The sequence below is a fragment of the Thermus sp. CCB_US3_UF1 genome (assembly GCF_000236585.1).
GTDB lineage: Bacteria > Deinococcota > Deinococci > Deinococcales > Thermaceae > Thermus.
This window is the reverse complement of the sequence record NC_017278.1, coordinates 324,954-344,648: the sequence shown is the minus strand read 5'-3', so window position 1 is coordinate 344,648 and position 19,695 is coordinate 324,954. Positions and strand designations below refer to the sequence as shown.

Annotated in this window: 21 protein-coding genes, 2 tRNA genes and 1 pseudogene; 13 read left to right on the top strand and 11 right to left on the bottom strand. The window is 70.1% G+C overall.

The features are described from left to right. Positions 1-783 carry a DUF4388 domain-containing protein gene (locus TCCBUS3UF1_RS01505; RefSeq protein ID WP_014514730.1) on the bottom strand — a complete coding sequence of 261 codons (783 nt, stop codon included), beginning with the start codon at positions 781-783 and terminating at the stop codon, positions 1-3. Between the two features lie 55 nt (positions 784-838). Here TCCBUS3UF1_RS01505 and TCCBUS3UF1_RS01500 point away from each other — a divergent pair, with 55 nt between their 5' ends. Together TCCBUS3UF1_RS01500 and TCCBUS3UF1_RS01495 are read left to right on the top strand one after the other, a co-directional pair. Next, positions 839-1,531, top strand: a complete 693-nt coding sequence (locus TCCBUS3UF1_RS01500; RefSeq protein ID WP_014514729.1) for a carboxylesterase — start codon at positions 839-841, stop codon at positions 1,529-1,531. Between the two features lie 10 nt (positions 1,532-1,541). Further along, on the top strand, positions 1,542-2,288 hold the full coding sequence (locus TCCBUS3UF1_RS01495; RefSeq protein ID WP_041433656.1) for a ZIP family metal transporter: 747 nt from the start codon (positions 1,542-1,544) through the stop codon (positions 2,286-2,288). On the opposite strand, the gene TCCBUS3UF1_RS01490 is transcribed toward TCCBUS3UF1_RS01495, so the two are convergent. The 5 genes from TCCBUS3UF1_RS01490 to TCCBUS3UF1_RS01470 form a co-directional block, all read right to left on the bottom strand. Next, complete coding sequence (locus TCCBUS3UF1_RS01490; protein WP_014514727.1) at positions 2,277-2,951, bottom strand: DNA/RNA nuclease SfsA; 675 nt, start codon at positions 2,949-2,951, stop codon at positions 2,277-2,279. The genes TCCBUS3UF1_RS01495 and TCCBUS3UF1_RS01490 overlap by 12 nt on opposite strands. Before the next feature lie 31 nt (positions 2,952-2,982). Further along, a tRNA-Ser gene (locus TCCBUS3UF1_RS01485) sits at positions 2,983-3,075 on the bottom strand. 9 nt (positions 3,076-3,084) lie between these two features. Further along, positions 3,085-3,175, bottom strand: a tRNA-Ser gene (locus TCCBUS3UF1_RS01480). A 67-nt stretch (positions 3,176-3,242) separates the two neighbouring features. Further along, entirely contained in the window at positions 3,243-4,652 is a 1,410-nt protein-coding gene (locus TCCBUS3UF1_RS01475; protein ID WP_014514726.1) for an SWIM zinc finger domain-containing protein, read from the bottom strand. A gap of 20 nt (positions 4,653-4,672) precedes the next feature. Continuing rightward, positions 4,673-5,722 carry an NADH:flavin oxidoreductase/NADH oxidase gene (locus tag TCCBUS3UF1_RS01470; RefSeq protein WP_014514725.1) on the bottom strand — a complete coding sequence of 350 codons (1,050 nt, stop codon included), beginning with the start codon at positions 5,720-5,722 and terminating at the stop codon, positions 4,673-4,675. A gap of 86 nt (positions 5,723-5,808) precedes the next feature. On the opposite strand from TCCBUS3UF1_RS01470, the gene TCCBUS3UF1_RS12310 reads away from it, so the two are divergent. After that, on the top strand, positions 5,809-8,745 hold the full coding sequence (locus TCCBUS3UF1_RS12310) for a glucodextranase DOMON-like domain-containing protein (RefSeq protein ID WP_014514724.1): 2,937 nt from the start codon (positions 5,809-5,811) through the stop codon (positions 8,743-8,745). Between the two features lie 53 nt (positions 8,746-8,798). Continuing rightward, on the top strand, positions 8,799-9,464 hold the full coding sequence (locus tag TCCBUS3UF1_RS01460) for a hypothetical protein (RefSeq protein WP_014514723.1): 666 nt from the start codon (positions 8,799-8,801) through the stop codon (positions 9,462-9,464). Here TCCBUS3UF1_RS01460 and TCCBUS3UF1_RS01455 read toward each other — a convergent pair. Both TCCBUS3UF1_RS01455 and prfA read right to left on the bottom strand, forming a co-directional pair. Then, positions 9,461-9,928, bottom strand: coding sequence for an NUDIX hydrolase (locus TCCBUS3UF1_RS01455; RefSeq protein ID WP_014514722.1), 468 nt, complete (start codon positions 9,926-9,928; stop codon positions 9,461-9,463). The two genes, TCCBUS3UF1_RS01460 and TCCBUS3UF1_RS01455, sit on opposite strands and share 4 nt — an antisense overlap. Further along, positions 9,928-10,992, bottom strand: a complete 1,065-nt coding sequence (gene prfA, locus TCCBUS3UF1_RS01450; RefSeq protein ID WP_014514721.1) for a peptide chain release factor 1 — start codon at positions 10,990-10,992, stop codon at positions 9,928-9,930. The genes TCCBUS3UF1_RS01455 and prfA overlap by 1 nt, the downstream gene beginning before the upstream one ends. A 65-nt stretch (positions 10,993-11,057) precedes the next feature. Between prfA and TCCBUS3UF1_RS01445 the strand changes: the two genes are divergently transcribed. Next, a complete protein-coding gene (locus tag TCCBUS3UF1_RS01445; protein WP_014514720.1) occupies positions 11,058-11,852 on the top strand; it encodes a ZIP family metal transporter in 795 nt (264 codons plus the stop codon). A gap of 6 nt (positions 11,853-11,858) precedes the next feature. On the opposite strand, the gene TCCBUS3UF1_RS01440 is transcribed toward TCCBUS3UF1_RS01445, so the two are convergent. Further along, entirely contained in the window at positions 11,859-12,446 is a 588-nt protein-coding gene (locus TCCBUS3UF1_RS01440) for an SCO family protein (RefSeq protein WP_014514719.1), read from the bottom strand. Then, positions 12,443-12,859: a copper chaperone PCu(A)C gene (locus tag TCCBUS3UF1_RS01435; protein WP_041433653.1), complete on the bottom strand. Its 417-nt coding sequence runs from the start codon at positions 12,857-12,859 to the stop codon at positions 12,443-12,445. Before TCCBUS3UF1_RS01435 ends, TCCBUS3UF1_RS01440 begins: the two co-directional genes overlap by 4 nt. 90 nt (positions 12,860-12,949) lie before the next feature. Between TCCBUS3UF1_RS01435 and TCCBUS3UF1_RS01430 the strand changes: the two genes are divergently transcribed. The 8 genes from TCCBUS3UF1_RS01430 to TCCBUS3UF1_RS01395 are packed head-to-tail and all read left to right on the top strand — an operon-like array spanning position 12,950 to position 18,213. After that, entirely contained in the window at positions 12,950-14,137 is a 1,188-nt protein-coding gene (locus TCCBUS3UF1_RS01430; protein WP_155983243.1) for a NosD domain-containing protein, read from the top strand. Further along, positions 14,116-14,793 carry an ABC transporter ATP-binding protein gene (locus tag TCCBUS3UF1_RS01425; protein WP_041433651.1) on the top strand — a complete coding sequence of 226 codons (678 nt, stop codon included), beginning with the start codon at positions 14,116-14,118 and terminating at the stop codon, positions 14,791-14,793. The genes TCCBUS3UF1_RS01430 and TCCBUS3UF1_RS01425 overlap by 22 nt, the downstream gene beginning before the upstream one ends. Then, entirely contained in the window at positions 14,777-15,439 is a 663-nt protein-coding gene (locus TCCBUS3UF1_RS01420; RefSeq protein WP_014514715.1) for a nitrous oxide reductase accessory protein NosL, read from the top strand. Before TCCBUS3UF1_RS01425 ends, TCCBUS3UF1_RS01420 begins: the two co-directional genes overlap by 17 nt. Before the next feature lie 9 nt (positions 15,440-15,448). Continuing rightward, a complete protein-coding gene (locus TCCBUS3UF1_RS01415; protein WP_014514714.1) occupies positions 15,449-15,961 on the top strand; it encodes a nitrous oxide reductase accessory protein NosL in 513 nt (170 codons plus the stop codon). Next, positions 15,958-16,707 carry a hypothetical protein gene (locus TCCBUS3UF1_RS01410; RefSeq protein WP_014514713.1) on the top strand — a complete coding sequence of 250 codons (750 nt, stop codon included), beginning with the start codon at positions 15,958-15,960 and terminating at the stop codon, positions 16,705-16,707. The genes TCCBUS3UF1_RS01415 and TCCBUS3UF1_RS01410 overlap by 4 nt, the downstream gene beginning before the upstream one ends. A gap of 9 nt (positions 16,708-16,716) precedes the next feature. Next, entirely contained in the window at positions 16,717-17,166 is a 450-nt protein-coding gene (locus TCCBUS3UF1_RS01405; protein ID WP_014514712.1) for a hypothetical protein, read from the top strand. Continuing rightward, complete coding sequence (locus TCCBUS3UF1_RS01400) at positions 17,141-17,737, top strand: MazG family protein (RefSeq protein ID WP_014514711.1); 597 nt, start codon at positions 17,141-17,143, stop codon at positions 17,735-17,737. The genes TCCBUS3UF1_RS01405 and TCCBUS3UF1_RS01400 overlap by 26 nt, the downstream gene beginning before the upstream one ends. 29 nt (positions 17,738-17,766) lie before the next feature. After that, positions 17,767-18,213 carry a CoA pyrophosphatase gene (locus TCCBUS3UF1_RS01395; RefSeq protein ID WP_041433650.1) on the top strand — a complete coding sequence of 149 codons (447 nt, stop codon included), beginning with the start codon at positions 17,767-17,769 and terminating at the stop codon, positions 18,211-18,213. On the opposite strand, the pseudogene TCCBUS3UF1_RS01390 reads toward TCCBUS3UF1_RS01395, so the two are convergent. Further along, positions 18,210-19,687: pseudogene (locus TCCBUS3UF1_RS01390) on the bottom strand (phosphodiester glycosidase family protein). The gene TCCBUS3UF1_RS01395 and the pseudogene TCCBUS3UF1_RS01390 sit on opposite strands and share 4 nt — an antisense overlap. Positions 19,688-19,695: the final 8 nt, after the last annotated feature.

Sequence of the window (19,695 nt, the reverse complement as noted above, 5' to 3'; positions counted from 1 at the left end):
CTACACCTCCGGCACCACCTCCACCTTATCCCCCCGCCGGAGGCGGAGGCGCTTCAGGTCCTCTTCCAGAAGGCCCAGCCGCCCTTGGATGTTGGGCCTGGGGCGCACCTCCATCACCGCCCCCAGGGGATGGAGCCGCAGGCGGAAGCCGTGGCGGATGGTCCGGGCCCATTCCGCGTACAGGGCCTCGTCCACGTAGGCCACCCCTGAACCCGGCCCGTAGATGGGCAAGACCAGGAGGGAGGCCGGGGGCACCGCCACCAGGGGTACGGCCTCCAAGGCCCCCATCTGCAGGAGGGTGTGCAGGATCCGGGCCAGGCGCAAGACCCCAGGGGCCACCAACACCTCGGCGATGCGCTTGCCCTCCACCTGGGCCAGCACCTTGAGGGCTTCCGCGGAAAGCTCCACCTCCCCGCCCCCTGCGGGCAGGCGCAGGACATACCCCCAGTCCGCGGGCAGGGCCAGGGACTTCCAGGCCGCCTGGGCCTCGGCCAGACGGGCCGGCACCGCCAGCCCGCCCATCAAGGTGGTGTGGGGGGGAAGGGTTTCCGGCTCAAAGGCAAAGGGGGCCCGCTTGAGCCCCACCAGGAGGTCCAAGGCCTCCTCCCCCTCCAGGGCCTTATCCCCCGCCTGCACCTGGGCGTGGACCACCTGCCCCGCCCGCAGGTAGACCTGGCCCTCGAGGAAAGGAGGCCGGATATGAAGCCGGCCCGTGCGCCCCGCGCTCATCAGCGCACCCACCAGGGATGGAAAGGGGAACTCCGCGAGGTTACCCTCCAGCATTCCCCCCCGTTTTACCACGCCGGATGCCCCTCGTCCAGGCAGGGTATGCTAAGGCGTGAACCTGCTCCTCCTGCACGGTTTTACCTCCCACCCCCTCCTCACCCTGGGACCCCTGCCCCAGGCCTTGCGGGAAGCGGGGTTTTCCGTGCGTCAGCCCACCCTACCCGGCCACGGGACGAGGCCCGAGGACCTGCTCCAGGTGCGCTGGCGGGACTGGCTGGAAACCGCCCGGGCCGCCTACCGGGACCTCCCCGAGCCCCGGGGCGTGGTGGGGCTCTCCATGGGAGCCCTCCTGGCCGCCCACCTGGCCGCGGAAACCCCCACCGCCCTCCTGGTGGCCCTGGCCCCCGCCCTGGCCCTGAAAAGCCCCCTGGCCCCGCTGGCCCCCGTCCTTGCCCCCCTCATCCCCCGCTTCCCCGGTCCCGATTCCATCTGCGATCCGGAGTGCCAAAGGCAAAACCCCAACTACCCCTACTTCCCCACCCGGGCGGTTTTGCAGCTCCTGGCCCTCATGGGCCAGACCCCCAGGGTCCTCCCTCGGGTAGAGGCCCCGGCCTTGGTGGTGGAAGCGGGCAAGGACAAGGTGGTCAAGGGCGTGCGCCGGTACCACCGGCTTCTGGGAAGCGCCCGGAAGGACTACCTGGTCTTCCCGGAAAGCGGCCATGACCTCCTCCTGGACCGGGACCGGGAGGCGGTGGCCCGGGCGGTGCAGGACTGGATTATTGCAACTAGTAATCACTCGCAGTAAAATACCAGCCATGGAGCCGCTGTCCATTTCCGTGGGCGCCGTTTTCCTCTACGCCCTTTTCACCGCCATCGCCACCGGGTTGGGCGCCCTTCCTTTCCTCTTCACCCGCAACATCGTGGCGCGGCACCTGGGCCTGGCCAACGCCGCCGCCGCCGGACTGATGCTCTCCGCCAGCTTTGGCCTCATCTACGAAGGGGTGCAGGCCAGCCTGGGCCGCACCCTTTTGGGGGTGCTCCTGGGTCTTTTCTTCATCCTCCTCTCCCACCGCTACCTGGAGGGGCGGGAGGTGAGCTTTGGCCATATGAGCGCCCTGGACGCCCGCAAGGCCCTGATGATGGTGGGCATCATGACCCTCCACTCCTTCGCCGAGGGGGTAGGGGTGGGGGTGGCCTTCGGCGGTGGGGAGGCCCTGGGGGTCTTCATCACCCTGGCCATCGCCGTGCACAACATCCCCGAGGGCCTGGCCATCAGCCTGGTGCTCATCCCCCGGGGGGTGAGCGTCCTGGGGGCCTCTTTGTGGAGCATCTTCTCCAGCCTGCCCCAGCCCCTCATGGCCGTGCCCGCCTTCTTGTTCGTGGAAGCCTTCAAGCCCGCCCTGCCCGTGGGCCTGGGCTTCGCCGCCGGGGCCATGATCTGGATGGCGGTGGCGGAGATCCTGCCCGAGGCCCTAAAGGAAGCGGAGGCCGAGGGGGTGGCCACGGTCCTCACCCTGGCCGTGGCCCTCATGGTGGCCTTCCAAATCCTCTTAGGTGGGTAGCCAGACCCAGGGGAGTTCCCCTTCCAGGTGGAGGGCCTTTAGGCTAGGCCGCACCCGGTAGGCCCGAAGCCGCACCCCCGCTTCCCAGGCCTCCCGGGCTGCCTCGAGGAGGGCCCCATCCGCAGGGTCCAGGGCAAAGGCCTGGGCCTGGGGGTGCTGCACGAACCACAGGGCGTAGGCCAAGCCCCCTTCCCGGGCCCAGCCCGCCAGGAGGCGGAGGTGCCGGGCCCCCCGGGCGGTGGGGGCGTCGGGGAAAAGGGCCAGGGGGCCCTCCACCCGGTTGCAGTTCTTGGCCTCCAGAAGGGCTTCCCGCCCCCCCAGCCGGGCGCGGAAGTCCAGGCGCTCACCCCCAAGCCGGACCTCCCTTTCCAGGGCCTCGAGGGGCCCCAGCACCCCCTGGCCAAGGAGAAGCTCCAGGAGGCGGTTGGCCTGGGTGGCGTCCACCCCCACCAGAACCCCTTCCCGCTCCACCAGGACCATCCGCCCCCGGGTCTTGGGGGTGGGCTTGGGCCAGTAGAAGCAGGGGGCGTGGGGGAGGAGGAGCTCGGCCATGCGCCCGGAGTTGGGCAGGTGCAAAGGCCCCACGTCCGCCTCCACCAGGAAGCGGTTTTTGCGCCCAAGGAAGCGGCAGGGCTTGAGGGGGGGCAAGGGAAGGGCCAGCATAAGAAGCGAGCCCGGCCTGAGCCGGGCCCTTTGGCGGAGAGGGCGGGATTCGAACCCGCGGTACCGGTTATCCCGGTACAACACCTTAGCAGGGTGCCGCCTTCGACCACTCGGCCACCTCTCCAGGCATGGTTGGCGGAGGGTGAGGGATTCGAACCCCCGGTGGGCCCAGGGCCCACAGCGGTTTTCAAGACCGCCGCCTTCAACCGCTCGGCCAACCCTCCAAGGTATGGCCGCAACCCTTACTATGCGGCAAGGGCTAGGCCCTGTCAAGCGCGCCCCCTACCGGGCTTAGGCCAGCAGGAAAGCCAGCTCCTCCCTTAGGGCCCGCCTTCGCGGATGGGCCTGGAGGATCTCCCGGATGGTCCGGCGGGTAGCCTCGGGGTCCAGGCGGGCCATCCGCTTCAGGATCTGGGCCGCTTCCCGGTAGGCCGGGCGGCCCCCCTCCGCCACCCGGGCCTGGGCCGCCTCCCGGTAAAGGCGCAGGGCCTCCTGGGGTAGCCTCTCCTCCAAGGCCTCGGCCAGGCGGGGGTAGGCCTTGGGGGGAAGCCTCCGTAGCAGGCGGTCCAAGGCCTTCCAGTCCTCCTCCAGGAGGTAGATGCGGGCCAGGAGGACGGGGTCCTCGACCGGGCGCAACAGGGCGGGGCGCTCCTGGGCGAAGGCCCGGCCCAGCTTGGCCTTGAGGGCCAGGTAGTCCTCGAGGTTGGGCCGCAGGGCGAAGCGGGCCCGGTGGTCCTCGGGCAGGCCCCTATGGGCCACCAGGAGGTCCAAAAGGGGCAGGAGCCTGGGGTCCTTGCCGAACCAGTCCCGGGCCTCCTCCGCGTACCTAAGGGCCTCCGCCACCCGGCCCAGGGCCAGGAGCCGCCCCACCAGGTGGAGGTAGTCCTCCACCCCCTCTAGCCCCTCCTTTAGGGCGGCCAAGGCCTCCTCTTCCCGGCCCAGGCGGAGGAGGAGCTCCGCCCTAAGCCCCCGCCTGCGCCCTTCGGGGTCCCTCCCCCCCAGGAGGGCCAGGGCCTCCTCGGGCCGCCCCTCCCCCAGGCGCAACCAGGCCTCCTTCAGGGCCTCGGAGGGGTGGCGCAAGTAAAGGCCAAGGAGGAAGGAAAGCCTAGGCCCTAGGGCCCGGTAGCGCTCCAGGGCGGCCTCGAGGTAGGGCTCGGGGTCAAAGGGGGCCTGCAGGAGGGCCTCCAAGAAGGCCTCCACCTCCTCTCGCCCGGCCCCCTCGAGGCGCAGGAGAAGCCCCCGGGCTTCCTCCTCCCCACCCCCCAGGCGGAAGGCCTGGCGCATCCGCCGCACCCCCTCGCGGAAGGCCCGTTCCGGGGCCAGGGCCTCGGCCAGGAGGAAGGCCACCTGGGGCAGGTGGGCGAGCCGGAGCAAAAGGGCCTTGGCCTCCTCCGGGGCCAGGGCCGCCAGCAAGGGGGCGAGGTCCTGGGCCTTGCGCTCCAGGTGGGCGTAGAGGAGGGCCACCGCGTGCTTGCAGGGAAAACGGGGATGGGGGCAGGTGCACCGCCCCACCAGCCCCGGGCCCACCTCCACCCGGTAGGCCTCCGGCCCCGAGCCCTGCACCTCCCCCCAAAGCCTTTCCCCCAGGCGAAAAACCCGCCGCACCCGGCCCTCTTGGAAGTAGGCCAGGCCCCGGCGCACCACCTCCTCCGGCAACAGGGGGGCGAAGTCCTCCTCCCTCTCTGGGGGAAAAGCCCGCACCGCCCCTAGTCTAGCCCGGCCTAGAACCCGCGCTGGTACTGGGGAGGTACCTCCGCCGGCACCCCCAGGGCCTTGGCCGCCCGCAAGGGGAAGTAGGGGTCGCGGAGGAGGACCCGGCCCAGGAGGACCAGATCCGCACTCCCCGCCTGGAGGAGGGTTTCCGCCTGGAAGGCTTCGGTGATGAGCCCCACCGCCCCCGTGGCCAGGCCCACCCGCTTCCGCACCGCATCGGCGAAGGGCACCTGGAACCCGGGGGCCGCCGGCACCCGTACCCCAGGCACCACCCCCCCCGAGGAGCAGTCCAGAAGGTCCACCCCCAGGGCCTTGAGCCGCTCGGCGAAGGCCAGGGTATCGGGGAGGCCCCAGCCCCCCTCGGCCCAGTCGGTGGCGGAAACCCGCACCAGGAGGGGAAGCTCGGGAGGGAGGGCCTCCCGCACCGCCTGGGCCACCCGTAGGGGAAAGCGCATGCGGTTTTCCAGGCTGCCCCCGTAGGCATCCGTCCGCCCGTTGCTGAGGGGGGAAAGGAAGGAGGAGAGGAGGTAGCCGTGGGCCATGTGGAGCTCCACCACTTGGAAACCGGCCCTGAGGGCCCGTCTGGCCCCCTGCACGAAGGCCTCGAGGACCCGCTCCATCCCCGCCTCGTCCAGGGCCTCCGGCACCGGGTAGCCCTCGGCGAAGGGCAGGGGGCTCGGCCCCACCACCCGCCAGCCCAAGGGCTTTCCCCCTTCCCAAGGGGGGGTGGTGCCCGCCTTACGCCCGGCGTGGGCCAGCTGGATGCCGGGCACCGCCCCCGCCTCCCGGATGCGCCGGGCCAGTTCCTTTAGGCCCGGAAGGTGGTCCTCGGACCAGATGCCTAGGTCCAGGGGACTGATCCGGCCCTCGGGGAGGACCGCCGTGGCCTCCACCAGGACCAGGCCCACCCCGCCCAGGGCCCGGGTGGGGTAGTGGAGGAGGTGCCAGTCGGTCACCTGCCCTTCCGCCGTGGCCGAGTACTGGCACATGGGGGACATGGCCAGGCGGTTCTTGAGGCGAAGCCCACGGAGGGTTAGGGGGGAGAAGAGGAGGGACATGAGCCCATTATGGCCAAAAGGGCTTGGGCGTATAATGGCCCCGTTCGCGGGTGGAACCCCTTCCACGAGACCGAGGAGGAGCGGCAATGAAGCTACACGGGATCCTGATCGGCCTGATGATGGCGCCCCTCGCCCTGGCCCAGCCCCTGCGGGTGGCCATCCTGTGGCACCAACACCAGCCCCCCTACGAGAACCCCGTCACCGGGCAGTACGAGGAGCCCTGGGTGCGGGCCCACGGGGTAAACGACTACCCCTGGATGGCGGAGGTGCTGAAGGAGTTTCCCGAGATCAAGGTCACCTTTGACTACACCTCCACCCTTTTGAAGCAGATCGGGGACTACCTCTCCGGCAAGGCCAAGGACGCCTATTGGCGGGTCTCGGAAAAACCCCTTTCCGCCCTAAGCCAAGAGGAGCGGGCCTTTATCGTGGCCCGGTTCTTTGACCTCAACCCCCGCTTCGTGGAAAAAAGCCCCCGCTACCGCGAGCTCCAGGCCAAGAAGGCACGGGGCGAAGCCTTCTCCGATGCGGATCTGCAGGACCTCAGGGTTCTTTGGAACCTATACTGGATCAATATTGACTACATTGAGCGGGATCCCGGCCTCCGGGCCCTGTACCGCAAGGACCGGGGCTTCACCCAGGAGGACGTGAACTATGTGCTGAAAAAACACCTGGAGCTGATGGCCACCATCCTGCCCCTACACCGGGAGCTTTGGCGCAAGGGGCAGATTGACCTCATCACCACCCCCTACTACCACCCCATCCTGCCCATCCTGCTGGACAAGGAGGCCATCCGCGAGTCCAACCCCGCCCTGAGCCTACCCAAGGAGCCCATCGCCTGGCCTGAGGATGCCGCCTGGCAGGTGCGGGCTGGCCGGGAGTACTTCAAGGCCCTCTTCGGCCAGGAACCCAAGGGCATGTGGCCCCCCGAAGGGGCGGTGAGCCAAAAGGCCGCTGAGCTCTACGCCCAGGAGGGCATCGGCTTTCTGGTCACCGACGAGGCCATCCTGGGCAAAAGCGGCTTCCCCGTCAACCCCGCCACCCTCACCCGCATCTACCACGTGGAGAAGGACGGCAAGCGGGTACGCCTCTTCTTCCGCCACCGGGACCTTTCCGACCGCATCGGCTTTAGCTATAGCGGCATGCCCGCGGAACGGGCGGTGGAAGACTTCATCGGCACCTTGCTGGAAATCCGCCGCCAGGTGATCGGCCAAAACCCCAACGCCGTCCTCACCATCGCCTTGGATGGGGAAAACGCCTGGGAGAACTACCCCAATAACGGCAACGAGTTCCGCCGCCTCCTCTACCGGCGCCTTGCCGAGGAAGAGCGGAAGGGGACGCTCAAGACCGTGCTCTTTTCCGAACTCCTCTCCGAGCCCTCCCTCCCCATCGCCAGGCTGGGCACCGGGGGCTGGGCAGGGGATTTCGCCATGTGGGCGGGGGAGCCGGAGGAAAACGAGGCCTGGGACCGGCTGGCCCGGGCCCGGCAGGCGGTCTTGGACTTCCAGGCCCAGGGCGGGGACCCCAAGGCGGTGGAGAAGGCCTTGGGCCTCATCTACCAGGCCCAAGCCTCCGACTGGTTCTGGTGGTATGGCCAGGACACCGGCTTCCCCAACAACCCCCCCTTTGACGAGGCCTTCCGGGCCATCCTGCAAGCGGTCTACGGGACCATAGGGCAGAAGCCCCCGGAAGCCCTCTTCATCGCCGTGCGCCCCCCGGTCCAACCCCAGGGGACCCCTGGCCGGGTCAAGCCCACCCTGGACGGCCAAGCGGGCCCCGAGGAATGGCGGGGAGCCGCCTACCTCCCCGACCTCGAGGGCACCACCATGCAGACCCAGGACGACCTCATCCGGGGGGTGTACCTGGGCTTTGACGAGCAGCACGTCTACCTGCGGGTGGACCTAAAGGAAGGGGTGAGGGCCAAGGACCTCCTGGGCCAGGGGTACCGCCTGCACCTTTACGCCACCACCCCCAAGGAGGAGGGCGGGGCCGCCTTCCCCGAAGGGGCGGAGGTACCCCTAGGCTTCCCCTTACAGCAGCGGGTCACCCTGGACCTGGACGGGGTGCGGGAGGGGCAGGCCACCCTGGTGCGCTTCGCCTACCGGGAGGGGGCTTGGGTCCTGGCCAGCTCCCCCGCGGACCTGGCGGGCAGGCGGGCCTGGGTGGACCAGGTGGTGGAGATGCGCATCCCCTACACCACCCTAAGGGCAGAGGCCGGGGATACCTTGCGCCTGGCCCTGGTCCTGGAGAAGGGGGGCAGGGTGCTGGACACCGCCCCCAACGGAAGCCCCCTGGCCCTCAGCCTGCCCCAGCGCCTAGCGGGGAAGGAGGTGCTCCGCCTGAGGGACCCCGAGGGGGACGAGCACGGCCCCGGCACCTACACCTACCCCAAGGAGGGTGCCTTCGCCCCCTATAAGGGCCTCTTCGACCTCCTGGAGATGCGGGTCCTGGACAGCGGGGCCACCTGGACCTTGGTCTTCACCTTCGGGGAGATGACCAACCCCTGGGGAGCCCCGGCGGGCTTCAGCCACCAGCTCCTCAACGTCTACCTGGACTTCAAGGAGGGGGGGAGGACGGACACCTTCGCCAAGGGGGCCAAGGTGGCCTTTGACCCCGCCCACCCCTGGGACCTCTTCCTCAAGGCCGCGGGCTGGCCCCAGTACGGCCAGCGGGTGGGCTTCCCTGACGGCACCGACACCGCGGATGGCGTGGTGGTGGGGAGCAACCCCGCGGACAAGCAGGTGATCCTGCAGCTGGACAAAAAATACTTCAACCCCACCCCGGGGCAGCGGGTCTGCCTCTACGTCCTGGTGGGCAGCCAGGACGGTTACGGCCCTGACCACTTCCGGCCCGTGGGCAAGGAGGCCGGCCCCTGGAACCTGGGCGGGGCGCAAAACGAGGATGCCCCCCTGGTGGTGGACTACCTTTGGCCGGAAAAGGGGACCCAGGAGGCCATGCTCTCCCCGTACGGGGGCGGGAAGCTGGCGGTCCTGAAGCCCTACTGCCTGAACTGGCCCGCACCCTAGGGCGTGTTCCCCAGGTCTACCCCAAGAACCCTCCCCGGGGGTAGACTGATCCCATGGACCCGGGCCTCGAGGCTGCCTTCCGCTACGTGGAGCGCCTCCTCTTCGGGGATATGGAGCGCCCTGGCCTTACCCTTTACGACCTGGAACGCCTGGTGGGCTACCCCGCCAAGGGGGATGGCCCCCTCAGCTACACCCTGCCCCGGACCAAAAGCCTTTCCGGGGTGCAGGGGGTGCGCTTCTTCTACTACCCCAAGGACCCAGGCCTCCAGCTCATCGTGGAGGTGGAGGACCTGGAGGGGAGAAAGCACCTGCGCCACTTCCGCTGGAATGGCTTCACCTGGGAGGTACCCGAGGGCAAGCGGGGCGACCTCAAAAGCACAGAGGAGGCCCTGGGAATGGCGCAGCTGGGGGAAGACTACTTCCTGGGGTACCCGCGGGAGGAGGCCTTGGAGCTGGAGGAGGCGGTGCGCAAGGGAGAGGCCCTGGGGGCCAAGTACCTGCTCTGCCCCCGGTGCAAGGCCCGGGTCTTTTACGCGCCCGCGGTGCGCCCAGCCGGTGTGGCCTGCCCCCGGTGCGGCAACCCCACCCTCCTCTTCAAAACCCTCTCCGGGGGGGAAGGGAACAAGGACCCCTTAGAGGCCCTGGCCGAGGAACAGCGGGCCCTGAGGAAGGCCCTGGAAGAGCTTACCGCCTACCTAAAGCGCAAGCTCGGCCCTTAGACCCGCACCCCCGGCTGGCCCCAGCCCGGGTAGGCGTAAAACCGCCCCCGCTCCCCGGAAAGGTAGTCCAACAGGGGTTCCTGCAGGGGGCGGTGGCCGGAGAGCCTGGCCGCCACCTCCTCGGGGGTGAAGAAGCGGGCCTCCACGATGTGGCCGTCGGGATCCCGGGGGTTGAGAAGCCCCTCGTAGCTGGCCCGGAAGGCCATGGCCAGGGTGCGCTCGTTCTTGCGGCGGTCCTCCACCTGGATCACGTAGGCCAGGTGCTCAATGCCCCTCACCCGCAAGCCCGTCTCCTCCCGCACCTCCCGCACCAGGGCGTCCAGCACGGTCTCCCCCGGCTCCACCGTCCCCCCGGGCAGGGTGTAGCGCACCTGGCCCCGCCGCCCCCAGTCGTTGCCCACCAGGAGGACCCGCCCCTGGCGGTCCAGAAGGATGGCCGCCACCACCAGGATCTCGCGGCGCATCACGCTTCCGTCATGGCCTCCAGCTGGCGCTCCTGGTCGGCCCGCTTCAGGGCCTCCAGGAGGGGCTGGAGGCGGCCCGAGAGCACCCCTTCCAGGTCGTGGGTGGTGAAGCCAATGCGGTGGTCGGTCACCCGGGACTGGGGGAAGTTGTAGGTGCGGATCTTCTCCGAGCGCTCCCCGGTACCGATCTGGGCCAGGCGGGTCTGCCTGAGCCGTTCCGCCTCCTCCGCCCGCTTCATCTCCAGAAGGCGGCTGCGCAGGATCATGAGGGCCTTCTCCCGGTTCTTGATCTGGCTGCGGGAGTCCTGGCAGGTGACCATGATCCCCGTGGGCAGGTGGACCACCCGCACCGCGCTGTCCGTGGTGTTTACCCCCTGGCCCCCAGGCCCGGAAGCCCGCATGACGTCAATGCGGATCTCGTCCATGTTGAGCTGGAAGTCGGCCTCCTCGGCCTTGGGCAGCACGGCCACCGTGGCCGTGGAGGTATGGATCCGCCCCTGGGTCTCCGTGGCCGGCACCCGCTGCACCCGGTGGACCCCGCTTTCGTACTTGAAGGTGCCATAGCCCCCTGGGCCCCGCACCTCAAAGACCACCTTGGAAAACCCGCCCAGGTCCGTGGGGTTGGAGTCCAGGATCTCCGTTTCAAAGCCCATCTCCTCGGCGAAGCGCAGGTACATCTCCAGGAGGTCGCGGGCGAAAAGGGCCGCTTCCTCCCCGCCGGTGCCGGCGCGGATCTCCACGATGGCGTCCCGCTCGTCCATGGGGTCCTTGGGCAGGAGGTGGCGCTCCAAATCCCTCTCCAGCTCCTCCTTGCGGGCCAGGAGGGCTTCCCGTTCCCCCTTGGCCACCTCCTTGAGTTCGGGGTCGTCCAGGAGGTCTTCCAGGCCATCGAGGTCCTGGAGGACCTTACGGTACTCGCGGATGAGGGCGATGATCTCCCCCATCTCGGCGTAGCGCCGGGAAAGGGCCTGGTAGCGCCTTGGGTCCTTGAGGACCTCGGGGTCAGCCAGGAGGCCTTCCAGCTCCCGGTACTCTTCTTCTAGGCGCGCAAGCTTATCCAGCATACCTTACCTCAGGATACCCCAAGGCGGGCTTGCCCAGGGGTTTAGGCATGCCTAAAATAAGGCCTATGGACTCCCCCCTCCTCTACGCCCTGCTGGGGGGCGTCTTCACCTGGGGCCTCACCGCGGTGGGGGCGGCCAGCGTTTTCCTGTGGCAAGAGCCCAGCCGCAAGCTCCTGGACGGACTCCTGGGCTTCGCCGCCGGGGTGATGCTGGCGGCTAGTGTCTTCTCCCTCCTCCTCCCGGGCATGGAGATCGCCCAGGCCCAAGGGATGCTCCCCTGGGTGCCGGCGGTGGTAGGCTTCCTCCTGGGCGGGGGGCTTTTGCGCCTTCTGGACCGCTTTTTGCCCCACCTCCACCTGGGGCCAGGGGCCCAGGAGGAAGGCCTGCACACCGCCTGGCGGCGCACCACCCTCCTCATCCTGGCCATCACCCTGCACAACTTCCCCGAGGGGCTGGCGGTGGGGGTGGCCTTTGGGGCCGCGGGCCTAGATCCCAGCGGGGCGGCCACCTTGGGGGGGGCGGTGGCCCTGGCGATGGGCATCGGCCTACAGAACCTTCCCGAAGGCCTGGCCGTGGCCTGGCCCCTGCGGCGGGCGGGCATCGGCGCGGGGCGGGCCTGGTTTTACGGCCAGCTTTCCGCCATCGTGGAACCCTTGGGGGCGGTGCTGGGCGCCCTGTTGGTGGCGGAGATGCAGGCCCTCCTGCCCTACCTCATGGCCCTGGCCGCGGGGGCCATGGTCTTCGTGATCGTGGAGGAGGTCATCCCGGAAAGCCAATCCGAGGGCAACGGGGACACCTCCACCTTTGGCGTCATGGTGGGCTTTGCCCTCATGATGGCCCTGGACGTGGCCCTAGGCTAACCCCCTTTAGAAAAGGGCCCTCAGGTCGGCCACCACCTTGTCCGTGGCCTCCACCTTTTCTGGGCTAAAGAGGAGGACCAGCTTGCCGTCTTGGACCACGAAGGTGGTGGCGGTGTGGTCCACCAGGTACTCCCCTGGGCCCCGGTACTGGGTCTTCTGGTAGTAAACCCCAAAGGTGCGGGCCACCTCCTGCACCGCCTCGGGGCTTCCCGAAAGCCCCAGGAAGCTGGGGTGGAACCCCTTGGCGTAGCGGTCCGAAACCTCAGGGGTATCCCGGTCGGGGTCCACGCTGACGAAGACCACCCGCACCCGCGCCTGTTCCTCCGGGGAAAGGCGCTCGTAGGCCCGCTTGAGGGCGATAAGGGTGGTGGGGCAGACATCGGGGCAGTGCACGAAGCCGAAGAAGAGGAGGACAAGCCTGCCCCCCATCTCCCCCAAGCGCACCGGCCCGGAAGGACCCTGCAGGGTGAAGTCCACCGGCTTGGGGTTGAGGAGCCGGGTGCCGTAAAAGCTGTGGCCGCCCTTGGGCAGAAGCCAGTAGGCCAAGCCCACCAGGAGAAGCACCGCCAACAGGGGGAAGATCCTTCTTCTCATCGCATCTCCACCGGCAAGACCACCCTAAGCCGGGTGCCGTCGGCAAACTTAAGGACGAGCTCCACCTTTTCCCCCGCCTTAAGGGGGCGCTTTAGCCCCTCCAGCATGAAGTGGTAGCCCCCAGGCCGGAAGGCCACCCTGGCCCCGGGGGGGAGGTCCAGATGGGGCAGGGGGCGCATGCCCAAGACCGTGTGCCCGCCCCGGTGCTCCCGGTGTTCCCGGTGCAGGGAGACCCGCTGGGCCACGGGGGTTTCCGCCCCCACCAGGCGCAAGGCAACCTGGCCCCGGTTCTCCAGGGTCAGGTAGGCGGCGGTGTCCTTCACCCCCGGGGGTACCAGGCGCACCCAGCCCGGAACGGCGAGGGGCTGGGCCAGGGCCAGGCCTAAAAAGGCCAAGACGGCGAGGTGCCTCACGCCCTTTAGGGTACCAGAGCCTCCGGGGCAAATGTCCTTCAGGGCCTGGAAGTACGAATGTCCCACCTCCCTCCCCTACCCTGGGGGGTAATGAAGCGGGCGAGCCTCCTCCTGGCCCTGGCGGGCGTCAGCCTGGCCGCCCCAGTCCTCCGCCTCGAGGGGGAGGTGGAAGGCCCCCTGGTCCTCACCACCCCGGGCCTAGAGGTGGAGGCGGAGGGGGCGGTGCTCCGGGGCCGGAAGGGGCACACCCTTTCCCTCCTTGCCCCCGGCATCCGGGTGCGGGGCCTCAAGGTGGTGGGGGCAGGGGGCGGCGACGACTTCTTTGAACCCGACGCCGCGGTCTACCTCCGGGGGTGCGAGGGGTGCCTGCTGGAGGGCCTGGAGGTGGAAGGCGCCCCGGCGGCGGTGCGGCTGGAGGACTCCCCCAGGGCAAAGGTCCAGGGGCTTAGGGCCCGGGGCCTGGGGGCCTCCCCCGGGGTCCTGGTGTACCGCAGCCCAGGGGCCCAGGTGGTGGAGAGCCACCTGGCAGGCTTCATGGACGGGATCTACGCCGAGTACAGCCCAGGGCTAGTCCTCCGGGGCAACCGCCTTACGGGCCACGGGCGGTACGGCTTCCACGTGATGTTCTCCTGGCACGTGCGGGTGGAGGGCAACGAAAGCTGGGGAAACGGCGTCGGCAATGCGGTGATGCACGGGGCGGAGAACCGGGTGCGGGGGAACCGTCTCCACGGCCACCGCAGCCCCTTGGCCTACGGTCTCCTCCTCCAGGACGAGCGGGGAAGCCAGGTGGAGGCCAACCGCTTCCAGGAAAACACCCTGGGCCTGGTCCTCCTGGATGCCGCCCAGGTGGGGGTGCGGGGCAACCGCTTCCAGGAAAACGGCACCGCCCTCCGCATCACCCGGGAAAAGGGAGGGAACTCGGCCCGGGTGGAGGGGAACCTCTTCCTGGGCAACCTCTACGACCTCCTGGTGGATGACCCCGAGGCCAAGGCCCAGGTGGTGGGCAACGCCTACGACCGGGCCTCGGGCCTCCCCGTACCCCACCTGCCGAGCTCCAGCTTCGCCCTCCTCCTGGCCCGGCAGCCCGAGCTCTCCCTCCTGGCCCTCTCCCCCGGGGTGCTCCTTTGGGAAGGGGCCGAGGCCCAGGTCCCGGGCCTCCGCCTCCTCTCCCTGGCCGACCCCCAGGCCCTGGCCCTGCCCCCCTCCCGGAGGGCGCACGCGCCTCTCCTCCTCCTGGGGCTTTTAGGAGGTGTCCTGTGGTGGCGGTTCAGGACCTGAGAAAGGACGGGCGGCTTCGGGGGGTAAGCCTCGAGGCCCGCGGGGGGGTGGTGGGCCTGTTGGGCCCCAACGGGGCGGGGAAGAGCACCCTCCTGGCCCTCCTGGCGGGAAGGCTGAAGCCCAGCGCCGGGAAGGCGCGGCTCCTTGGCCTGGACCCCCGGGACCCCAGGGCCCTGGCCCTTCGCGCCTACCTGCCCCAAAGCCCCAGGCTTTTCCCCCACCTCAAGGGCAAGGAGGTGCTGGAGGGGGCCCGGCGGGCCAAGGGGCTTGGGCTCGAGGCCCTGGAGGAAGCCGTAGCCCGCATGGGGTTGGAAGGGGTGTGGGGGAAACCCGTGGGGACCCTCTCCGGGGGAGAGCGCCAGCGCCTGGCCCTGGCGGCAAGCCTGATGGGCAACCCCCCCATCTGGCTCCTGGATGAGCCCACCGCCGCTTTGGACCCCAAGGGGCGGGAGCGGTTTTGGGCCTGGGTGGGGGAAAAGGGGGAAGGGGTGGCCCTCCTGGCCCTCCATCACGTGGAGGAGGCCCAAAGGGCCCAGCGCCTGGTCCTCCTCAAGGGGGGAAAGGTCCTGGAGGAAGGCCCCCCAGAACGGCTTTTGGGTCCAAGGGGAGAACGCCTCCCCTGGCTCATGGAGGTGCTCTATGAGGAACCGGCGTGAGGTGCTCAAGGCTTTAGGAGGACTGGTCCTTGGGAGCCCGGCCCTGGCCCAGATGGCCCCGGGAGAGGGCACTCCAGGCGGGGTGCGGGTGCCCGCCAAGCCCATCCCCTGGGAGGGGGGGTCGTGCGCCTTCTGCGAGATGCCCATCAAGACCCCGGAAGGGGCATGGCGGGGGCGCACCTTCCCCAAAGGGTTCTTTGAACAGACCTACAGCCAGATCGCCTTTGAGAAGCCCCGCCCCGCCCCCCACAACCCCAAGGAAACCGTGGAGGCCCTGCACTTTGAAAGCATCGCCTGCATGGTGAACTACGCCTGGGTGCACGGCCTTAGGGACGGGGAAGGGGCCACCTTTTACGTCACCGACCGCGGGGCCTACGACCCCGCCCGTCCCCAGGAAACGGTGCGCCTGGTGCCGGCCCGCAGCGCCACCTTCTACTGGGGGGAGCGGATGATGGTGGTGATGAACGCCAAGCTCCTGGCCTTTGCCAGCGCCAAGGCGGCCCAGGACTTCGCCGAGGCCCACAAGGCCCAGCATGGGCGGCAGCGCTTTTATAGCTTCCAAACCCTCCTGGACCTGGCCCCCTTGCCGGAGATGAACCTGGTGGCCCTCCTGGCCCGGCACGCGGGGCTGCTGCAGAACCGGTAGGCTTGGTCCATGGAGCGGCGCCGCTTCCTTTGGGTCTTGGCCGGAAGCCTCCTGCCCTGGGCCAGGGGCGCGCCCCGGGCCCTCCGGGTGGGGGTGGAGGCCTGCCCCTACTGCTTTATGACCCTCCTGGACGCCCGCCACGCCGCCCAGGCGGTAAACCCCCAGGGAAAGGCCTTCTTCTACGATGACCCCGCCTGCCTCCTGGACCAGCTGAACGGCTGGGGTGGGCCGAGCCTTAGGGCCCGGGAGGTCTACCTGGCGGACTACGGGGAAAGCACCCGCAGCGAACCCCGCTGGGTGCCGGCGGAAGGGGCCATCCTCTACCACCATCCCCGCATCCGCACCCCCATGGGCTCGGGGCTTCTGGCCTTTGCCCGCCGCGAGGCCCTGGAAGGCCACCTGAGGGAACGCCCCGAGCGGGCGGGGGGCCGGGTCCTCTCCTGGGCCCAGGCCCTGAAGGAAGGGGGGAAGCGCCCTTGGGTGCCCGCCGCCTTCTTCCCCCCGCCCCCCAAGGCCCCATGACCCTCCTCTTCCTCCGCGAGGTGGGGCGCAACCCCTGGGGCCTGGGCCTCCTCCTCCTGCCGGCCCTCCTGGCCCTGGGCTTCCAGGGCCGGGGGGAGGGGGTGGGGCTGGTGGGGCTTTACTCGGGGCTTTTGCTCCTCCTGCCCCCCCTGGCCCTGGCCCTGGCCGTGCCCCTTTTGGCCTCGAGGGAGGAGTGGGCCTTCCTCCTTGGCCTTCCCTTGCCCCCAGGGAAGGCCTTTGCCGAAGGGGTCCTGGGGGTCTTCCTGGGCCTAGGCCTCCCCCTCCTTCCGGGCCTCCTCCTGGGGGCGGGGCTTTTGGGGCTTTCCCCAGGAAGTACCCTCTGGCTCCTCCTTTCGGGGGTGGGCCTTTTGGCCTTCTGGGTGGGAGTGGCGGCCCTCCTTTCCGCCCTCCTTTTGGAGGAAAGACGGGCCTTGGGCCTAGGCTTTGGGCTTTTTGGCCTGGGAAACGTCCTTTACGGCCCCTTGGTGGTGGCCTTGGCCGTGCGGCTCCAGGACCACCCCCTGGAAGGCCTCCTCTCCCTGGCCCTCCTCCTCAACCCCCAGGAGATCCACCGGGTGGCCCTCCTCTCTGGGGTGAAGGCCCCCGTGCTCACCGGCCCCCTGGGCTACCTGGTGGCCGAGCGGCTGGGGGCGGTGGCCCCCCTTTGGGGCCTGGCCTACCTTTTCGCCTTCGGCTTCCTCCTCACCCTGCTGGCCGCCCTGGTCTTCGCCCGCCGCGACCGGTAGGATGGCCCCATGCGCAGCCGCCTGGCGGGCATCCTCCTTTCCTTGCCCTTCTTCCTTCAACTCTTGGGCCTGGGGGACACCCCCTTGGGCGGGGGGCTTTGCGGCGAGGTCTTCCGGGTGGGCGACCCCTCCTTGGCCCTGCAGACCCCGGGGTTCTGGTACGGCCTCCTCTTCATGCTCCTCCTGGCCTTGGAGCTGGGCTTTGGCCTTTCCCTCCTCCTCCTTCCCCTTCTGGAGGTGCGCCTCTCCCCAGGGTGGCTGCGGGGGGGGCGGTACCTGGTGGGGCTCCTCCTCCTCCTCTTCCTCCTCACCCGTACCGCCGGCCTGCCCTTCCCCGGGCCCAGCGGCTGGGCCCTCGAGCCCGCCCCCCTGGACCCCCTTTCCCTCCTCCTGGTGGGGCTCTCCCTGGCGGGGGGGGTCCTCTTGGGGGAGAATGGGAGGCATGGAGCGGCTTCTTGAGGTGATGCGCCGCCTGCGGGGGCCGGGCGGCTGCCCCTGGGACCGGGCCCAGACCCACGCCAGCCTGGTGCCCTACCTCCTGGAGGAGGCCAGCGAGGCGGCGGACGCCCTCCTGGAGGGAAACCCCCAGGCCATGGCCGAGGAGCTGGGGGATGTCCTCCTCCAGGTGGCCTTCCACAGCGTGATCGCCGAGGAGGAAGGCCGCTTCACCTATGGCGACGTGGAGCGGGGCATCGTGGAAAAGCTCATCCGCCGCCACCCCCACGTCTTCGGGGAGGCCAGCGCCCACACCCCGGAGGAGGTCAAGGCCCGCTGGGAGGCCCTGAAGGCGGAAGAGGGCAAGGAGGAACGGCCCTGCGGCCTGCCCCAGCACCTGCCCACCCTGCTGAGGGCCTACGAGCTGCAACGCAGGGGGGTGGAGCCTGGCAGCGAGGAAGGGCTGCGGGCCGCCCTGGAGCGGGGGGACCTGGAGGAGGCGCTGTGGAACCTGGTGGGGCTTTTCGCCAAGCGGGGCCTGGACCCCGAGAGCGCCTTAAGGAGGCGCTCCCTCAGGGCCTGCCGGGAGGCCTAACCCTGCCCCCGGGCTTCCGCCTGGCGGCGGTGGCCGTGCCCCTTCTGGGGGAGGTCCTCCTCCTCACCCGGCGCAGCCCCCACCTCCCCACCCACGCCGGCCAGGTGAGCTTCCCCGGGGGGGTGGTGGAGCCCGGGGAAAGCCCGGTGGAGGCCGCCCTGCGGGAGGCGGAGGAGGAGGTGGGGCTTGGGGGCCTCGAGCCCCTGGGCTTCCTCTCCCCTACCCTCTCCCCCCAAGGCTTCCTGGTCCAGCCGGTGGTGGTCCACCGGGAGGACCTTCCCCCCTTGCGCCCCAACCCCCTGGAGGTGGCCGAGGTCCTCCTAGCCCCCCTGGAGGAACTCCTCCGGGTGGAGCCCTGGAGCGAGGTGCGCGGGGGGCGGACCGTCTGGCACTTCCCCTGGCGGGGGGTGGACATCTGGGGGGTGACGGGGAACATCCTCAAGGAGTTCCTGGAAGTCTGGCAGAGGGCCTCCTAAGGGGCATAGAGGGCCAGGGCGCTCACCACCGGCCGGGGGGAGCCCTGGTAGGGGTTGCGGAGCCGGCCCCTCACCCAGAGCTGGGCCGAGCCGCCCCCATCCATCCTCAGGGCGTTCCAGGCCCCCAGGGCCAGGAGGCCCCGGGCCAGGACCCCCGGGGTGGTGGGTTCGGAAACCAGAAGCCAAAGCCGCCCCTCCCGGGTCCAGGCCACCGCCGCCTGGGAGGCCAGGGCCTGCAGGGGCCTGGGGTCCTTGAAGTTCTCCTGGGCCGGGTCAAAGGCGTACCGCCCCTCCCGCACCAGCAAGGGGCCGCCCTCCAGGGCGTAGGCGAAGGGGGGGTCCAGGCGGCCATACAGGCTCAAGGGGGTGCCCGGGGCTAGGGGGAAGGGGGGGCTTCCCTTGGGGAAGCTCAGGGCCCAGGCCCCAGGGGGAAGCTCCTGGGGGGCGGGAAGGAGGGCCTGCACCCGGTCCCCCACCACCAGGGCCACCTCCTCCCCCTCCCGCCCCACGGGCCCGGGGACGGTGTGGGCGGTGTAGCGGGCCCGGGAGGCGTTCACCCCCACCCGCACCCGCTCCCCCCCGGCCCCCGGACCACCGCCTCAAAGCGGGGAAAGCCCAGGAAGAAGCCCCACCCCTCCCACAGGAGGGTGACCCGGCCAAAGGGGTAGGAGACCGTCACCCCGTCCTGGACCCAAAGCCCGATGGGGGTGCCGCTTCCCGGGTCAAAGTAACCCCCGTTCAGGACGGCCAAGGCCCCCGGGGCCAGGTCCCGGGCCACGGCCCTGCGGCCCGGGGTGCCCACGGGGACGAGCCTTCCCCTCTCGGCCTCCACCAGGTAAAGCCGCAGGGGCTCGGGGGCGAAGGCCCAGACCTCCTTGTAGCGCACCCCTGGGGCCAGGGCCTCCTCCACCTCGGGCTCCAGGGCGTAAAGGTCCAGGACCAGCCGGGGAGGGTCTTGCAGGGGAAAAAGGCGGTAGCGCAGGAGGCGGCCAGGGGCCTGGAGGCGGAGGAGGGTCCCCCCGGGCTGGAGGCGGACCTCGGCCCGTACCCCGGGGGGCCAGGGGGCCTGGAGGAGGCCCGGGGCCAGGTAGGGCAGGGGAAGGTCCAAAGCCCCACCCCGCCCCTCCTGGGCCCCACCCCCGTGGGGCATGGGCAGGTCCAGGACGGCCCGGAAGGCCCGGCCCTGGACCCCGAAGCGCACCCCGGCCTCGGGGGCCTGGAAGTAGCCCAGGGCCTTCAGGGCCTCGAGGGGAAGCCGCTCCCGGTCGGGCGGGGGCAGGTGGGCCCCCAGGGGCTCGGCCCAGCCCACCCCGGGAACGTAGGCCAGCCGCACCCCCTCGCCCTCGTACACCCAAGCCCCCGCCTCCTCCCGGAAGGACAGGCCCAGGACCTGGGCGGGAAGGAGGGTCTGCCCCAGGGCCAGGCCCAGGAACAGGAACAGGAACAGGAAGGGGAAGAAGGGCAAAGGCCTCATCCCCCCAT